The sequence below is a fragment of the Streptomyces griseorubiginosus genome (assembly GCF_017614965.1).
Classification (GTDB): domain Bacteria; phylum Actinomycetota; class Actinomycetes; order Streptomycetales; family Streptomycetaceae; genus Streptomyces; species Streptomyces griseorubiginosus_B.
This window is the reverse complement of sequence record NZ_WVUG01000446.1, coordinates 1-5563: the sequence shown is the minus strand read 5'-3', so window position 1 is coordinate 5563 and position 5563 is coordinate 1. Positions and strand designations below refer to the sequence as shown.

Annotated in this window: 6 protein-coding genes; 3 read left to right on the top strand and 3 right to left on the bottom strand. The window is 72.8% G+C overall.

The features are described from left to right. Positions 1-120 precede the first annotated feature (120 nt). Entirely contained in the window at positions 121-1158 is a 1038-nt protein-coding gene (locus GRC12_RS41465) for a rod shape-determining protein (RefSeq protein WP_208785616.1), read from the top strand. Positions 1159-1290: 132 nt separating this feature from the next. Next, on the top strand, positions 1291-1827 hold the full coding sequence (locus GRC12_RS41460; protein WP_308286748.1) for a hypothetical protein: 537 nt from the start codon (positions 1291-1293) through the stop codon (positions 1825-1827). 46 nt (positions 1828-1873) lie between these two features. Here GRC12_RS41460 and GRC12_RS41455 read toward each other — a convergent pair whose 3' ends face one another. The 3 genes from GRC12_RS41455 to GRC12_RS41445 all read right to left on the bottom strand — a co-directional run bounded on the left by GRC12_RS41455 (position 1874) and on the right by GRC12_RS41445 (position 4197). Beyond that, entirely contained in the window at positions 1874-2791 is a 918-nt protein-coding gene (locus GRC12_RS41455; protein WP_208785615.1) for a DUF4231 domain-containing protein, read from the bottom strand. Positions 2792-2905: 114 nt separating this feature from the next. Then, positions 2906-3847: a sensor histidine kinase gene (locus GRC12_RS41450; RefSeq protein WP_208785614.1), complete on the bottom strand. Its 942-nt coding sequence runs from the start codon at positions 3845-3847 to the stop codon at positions 2906-2908. Further along, entirely contained in the window at positions 3844-4197 is a 354-nt protein-coding gene (locus GRC12_RS41445; protein WP_208785613.1) for an STAS domain-containing protein, read from the bottom strand. The genes GRC12_RS41450 and GRC12_RS41445 overlap by 4 nt, the downstream gene beginning before the upstream one ends. A 258-nt stretch (positions 4198-4455) precedes the next feature. Between GRC12_RS41445 and GRC12_RS41440 the strand changes: the two genes are divergently transcribed. Continuing rightward, positions 4456-5142, top strand: coding sequence for an ANTAR domain-containing protein (locus GRC12_RS41440; RefSeq protein ID WP_208785612.1), 687 nt, complete (start codon positions 4456-4458; stop codon positions 5140-5142). The last annotated feature ends 421 nt before the right edge of the window (positions 5143-5563 follow it).

The following is a 5563-nucleotide window of genomic DNA, read 5'->3' as shown; positions in this document are numbered from 1 at the left end:
AAGCGGCGCCGCCCCTCCGCCCCCCGCACGATTCCAGTGAGGCCCGCCGCTCGGCGGGCCGAGGAACGAGGTCCGCCCACCCGGCGGTCCCCACGGTCTGTGCTCTCGGGAGGACCCGCCATGACCGCCAGTCTGGAGCAGCTGCGGCGCTGCCATTTCGCCGTCGACCTGGGGGCGGCCCGGACCCGCGTCTATGTGAAGGGCGCCGGACTCGTCGTCGACCAGCCCTCCGCCGCCGCCGTGAACACCAGGACCGGCGCCCTGATCGCCGTCGGTGAGTTCGCGGAGAAGATGACGGGCCGCACTCCGCACTACATCCGCGTCGTCCGCCCCGTCTCCGGCGGCACCGTCGTCGACATCGAGATGGCGCAGCGCATGCTCCGGCACCTGCTCGGCGACAAGGTCCGCCGCACCCTGCGCCGCAAGCCCTTCCTGCGCGCGGCGGCCTGCACCCCGCACGACGCCGATCCGCTCGCCCAGCGGGCCGCCATCGAGACGCTCGTGGGGCTCGGCGCCCGGCGCGTGGAACTGGTGGACACCCTCATCGCCGCCGCCGTGGGGTGCGGGCTGCCCGTGGAGCGCCCGGAAGCCACCATGATCATGGTGTGCGGGGCCGCGGCCACCCAGGTGGCGGTGCTGTCACTGGGGTCCATCGTGACCGCCGAACGCATCCCCGTGGGCGGTGAGGCCGTGGACCACGCCATCGTCCAACATCTGCGCCACGAGCACGAGTTGATGCTGCCCAGCCAGTCCGTACGGCCCCTGCAGCTCGCCCTCTCCGGCAACGGCCTCACCCTCCAGGGGCCCGCCTCCACCGAGATCCACGGACGGGATGTCGCCACCGGACTCGCCCGCTCCGTACGGGTCGACACCGCCGCCGTACGGGACGCCATCGAGACCCCCCTGACCGCCGTGCTCGACGGCATCGGACGCGTCCTGCGCGACTGCCCGCCCGATCTGGTCGCCGACCTCGCCGACCGCGGAATCATGATGGTCGGCGGCTCCGCCCTGCTCCCGGGCCTCGACCAGATGCTCCGCGCGGCCACCGGCATGCCGGTGCACATCGCCGAACGGCCGGACGTGTGCGCCGTACAGGGACTCGGATACATGCTGGAGGGCAAGATCGAGCCGCTGGTCCTCGACCCGCTGGCCACCTGAGCCTCGAGGACCCGGGTCCACCATGGGCCACCCGGACCCGGCGGCCACCGGATGTGAACCGGTGCGCCCCGTGCGCGCCATGTCGCCCTGGGCTAGGGTGTATTCACCGATGGTGACGGGAGGGGACGCTCCGTGACAATCCATACCACCCAGTTCCTCGACGCGGCGGCCGCGGCCCCCCGCCTCAGCGTCACCCGCATCGGCGTGACCGGACACCGCTCGATCCCGGCGTCCGTCCTGCCCTACGTCCGGTCCGCCCTGCGTCGCGAATTCAGTGCCGGGGGCGCCGAGTTGGAGGCCATCAGCAGTCTCGCGGCCGGCGCCGACCAGCTGTTCGCCGACATCGCACTGGCCCACGGCGTCCCGGTGACGGCGGTGATACCGGGCATGGACTACGAGGCCCATCTGGGCGACGCCGAGACCCGCAGCACGTACCGCAGGCTCCTGGGCTCCTGCGCGACCCGCGTCGACCTGCCCCTCCAACCGACGCACGAGGAGGCGTACTTCGCGGCGGGCCGCTGGATCGTGGACCACTCCGACCGCCTGATCGCCGTCTGGGACGGCCGCCCGGCCCGCGGCCCGGGCGGCACGGGCGACATCGTGACGTACGCGTGGCGCACCGGGGTGCCGGTGACGGTGCTGTGGCGGGACGGCGTACACCGGGACTGACACGCACCCGCCGCCGTTCCCCTGCCACCACTGCCCTCAACCGTCCTCAACTTCCGAACCGCACCAGCCACTCCGTGTGCGCCGGTGACATCAGACGCTCCGCCTCCCCCACCGCGTCGGCCCACCCCGCCTCCGTCACCGTGGTGGACATCGCGATCCGGGCCGTCTCCAGGTCCTGTTCGATGAGGGAGTGGGCGTGGGTCAGCGGTCCGTGCCGCCGTACCTCCTGCCAGGCGACGCCCGCCGCGGCGGCCGCGCTCAGCAGTCCCGCGAGGTCCGCGCCCCCGATCAGCCCGAAGGCCCGCAGCATGGCCGTCGTCAGCGCCAGCAGGGTCAGGACCGCGGTGACGGCCGACCAGCGGGCGGCTGCGCGATGCGCCCGCGAGGCCCGGTTCTTGTACCAGACGGTCTGCTCCAGGAGCCGGTCGCGCAGATAGATGTCCCGGCGCGCGGCGAACGACTTGGCCCGCACGGCCCGCATCTGCGGAGTGATCTGCCCCTCGCCCCGCTCCCACGGCCCGCCCCGCGAGTCCTCCCAGCCACAGCTGCGCAGTTCCCGCAGCCGCTCCTCCAGCCGCGCCGCGAACACGGCGTCCGGGTCGGCGACCCGGGAGTGGAACGGGCCGCCGTGCACCATGTACTGCCAGGCCAGCGACTTCAGCACTTCGGCCGCCGCCCGGTGCGCCTGCCAGCGGGCCCGGGAGCGGCGGCGCGAGGTACGCAGCCCGAGGGCGATCGTCGCCGCGTACAGCGCGGCGGCGCACACCGTCCACACATGCCCGGAGGCCCGCTCGGTCAGCGCGGCGGCCGTGGTGGCCAGGAGAAGCACGATGAGGTGCGTGCGGACGGCCCGGAACGATTCGTTCTGATGACGTAGAGCCCACTGATCGCTCACCCGGAACAGCGGTGGCAGATCCTGAGCGCTCAGTGTCGTGCTCGGTACGGGAGATGTCGCGGCTCCCATGAAGCCCCCTGAGTCCACTGCGCGCCCACGAGTCTCCGGGCGCCCCCGGCTTCCAGCGTAAAAAGTGAATGCGTACGGAAGCCAGTCCCGCGGGGCGGAGGTTCGCGGCAGCCGTCAGCGCCCGAACCAACAGCGCACCGTCGTCCCCTCGTCGTCGCTGTGCACACGGACCAGGTCGGCGACCAGGTTGACCAACAGCAGTCCGCGGCCGCCGCGTTGGTCGCGGGAGGCGGGGCGGCGACCGGCCAGGGGGTCGGTGAGGCGGCCGGCGTCCCGTACCTCGCACACCACCGAGTCGTCCTCGGCCCACACCCGCAGCGAGCCCGAACCGCCGCCGTGCACCACGCTGTTGGTGGCCAGTTCGGCGGCGACCAGGGCCAGCTCCTCGAGCCGCGCGGACGGCAGGCCCAGCCGGGCGGCCTCGGCCACGGCCAGGTGGCGCACCTCGCTGAGGGAGGCGGCACGGAAGGCGAACACCGGGGCGTCCGGGACCGGCGGCAGGGGTTCGTTGTAGCGGGCGACGATCTCGGCGGGGGCGTACGCGCTGCTGTTCTCCGCCGCGCCGGACCCGCCGCGCACGAGGGTGGGGTGGGTGACGTAGGCGTCGGCGATGACCTCGGGGGCCAGCCGCCGGGTGTCGTACGGGCACAGGATGGTCGCCGTACGCCCCTGGAAGGCGGCGTTGATCAGCGCCTCGTGCTGCACGCAGGCGGGGTACTCGGTGGCGCTGCGGCCGGCCCAGATCGGCTCGCCGATGATGTGGACCCGGGTGCCGGAGGGCTGGGCGTCGGTGAAGGCCCGCAGCACGCCGGGGATGATCCGGCCGGGGTTGCGGCCGGCCTCCCGCATGTCCAGGAACCGTACGGCGTCGGCGTCGGCCCCCAGGCCGTCGCGGATCAGCCGGAGGTTCTCCGACGGCACGGCGACGGCGACCGGTTCACCGGCCTTGAGGGCCGCCCGCACGAAGGGGACGGTGCCCTCCAGGTACTCCCGCTCGTCGGCGTAGAAGAGCGCGGGGTGGACGAAGGGGTCGTGGGGCTCGGTCGTGACGGTCATGGCGTGTGCACCTCGATCGCCGGCAGCCCCGGCCAGAACATGTCCAGCAGGCGGCGCAGGGTCGGTGGCGGTTGCTGCAGCACGATCCTCCTGCCCTCCTCCAAGGTCTGCGCGGCGGCCGCCAGCGCTCCCGCTCCCGCCACGTCGACGAAGGTCACGGCCGACAGCTCCAGCCGGTACTCCCGCCCACCCTCGCGCACGGCCCGCGCCAGGGCCCGCTCCCAGTCGACGCGCGTCGCCAGGCCCACCTCGCCCGCAACGCGCAGCCCATGACACCCCGGCAGCGAGGACACCGTCAGCCACGGCCGCGAGCCCTCGGCCGGACGGGGAGCCTGGTTCCGGACACCCACGCGGTCTCCTCTCCCACCACGGGCTCCGTACCCTACCCTCCATCCTCTGGACGATTGGGGGGTACCCGCGACACGAGCCGGTCATTCCCCGTCCCCTCCCCGCTCGTTCCCCGTCGCGGGGTATACACCGGCGCGCTTCGGGCAGGCGTCTGTCAGCACCGCCGGGTCCCCGCGGAGTTCCGGTACGGCCTCGCGGCCAAACCCGGTGGCGATCGGTGACTCAACGTCGAGACGACTGTCGGGAGCGGCGAGGCGGACATGACCTCTGCGGCACACACACCTCTCGGAGGGCGGTTGAACACCCTGGTCATCGACGGCCGTGTGGTGGAGGGGCACGCCGTGCTCACTCCGCGCGGCGAGCTCGTCAGGGGCTGTGCGGACACCCTGGCCAGGACACTGGAGGAACTCCCGGACCGGGTCAGCGGTGTCGATCTGGACATGACGGACGTCGTCTTCATGGACACGGCGGGGCTGCAGTTCCTCGACCTGCTCGACGCCTACGGCCGGCGGCACCGCGTCCCGGTGCGGGCCACGCACTGGAACGGGCAGCCGCGCCGGATCCTGGAGCTGGTCGGGCTGGACACCGAGGACCCGCTGCGGCACGCGTCCGACCGGACGGCGGGGCCGCGCACCACCTCCGCGGTCGCCCGGGAGCGCGCGGAGCAGCTGGACGAACTACGGGTGGAGATCGAGCAGTTGCGGCAGGCGATCGTCTCCCGCCCGGTCATCGACCAGGCGCGGGGCGTGCTGATGGCCACGCACGGCTGCACCTCGGAACAGGCCTGGGACATCCTGCGGGAGACCTCCCAGCACTCCAACACCAAGCTGCGCGCGGTCGCCGCCGCGGTCGTGGCCGGGGCGGAGCCCAAGGGCCCCACGCCCCCCGAGGAGGTGCGCCGAGCCCTTCGTACGGCGATCTCGCGCCGTCTGCACGGCAGTTCATGACGGCCGTCAGTACGGCAGGATCCGGCCCGAGGGTGTCCTGCGGTCGATGGTCGTGTCGCGGGGCGTGCTGGGGCGGCGGTTGACGCGGACGCGGATCTGGCGGTTCATGACGCCTCCTCGGGCCTGGGAAGTCCCTCCGGCTGACGTGAACCAGCCTGGTCCCCGCGCCTTCCCGGCACATCGTGCCCACGAAGTCACCTGTCCTAACTCCCCGGCAGGAGACGGTGCATGACCCGCTACTCCCCGGGGAGGAGGGCGACCCCGAGACACCCCGGCCCGTTGACGGTCGTTTCCGCCCGACAGGCCCCCTCAGCCCTGACGGAAACGAAACGGAACCGATGAAACAAAACCGAACGGAATAGAACACAGGACGACCAACCCACGCGACCTCCGCGAAACGGCCACCCCGAAAGGCCCCCAC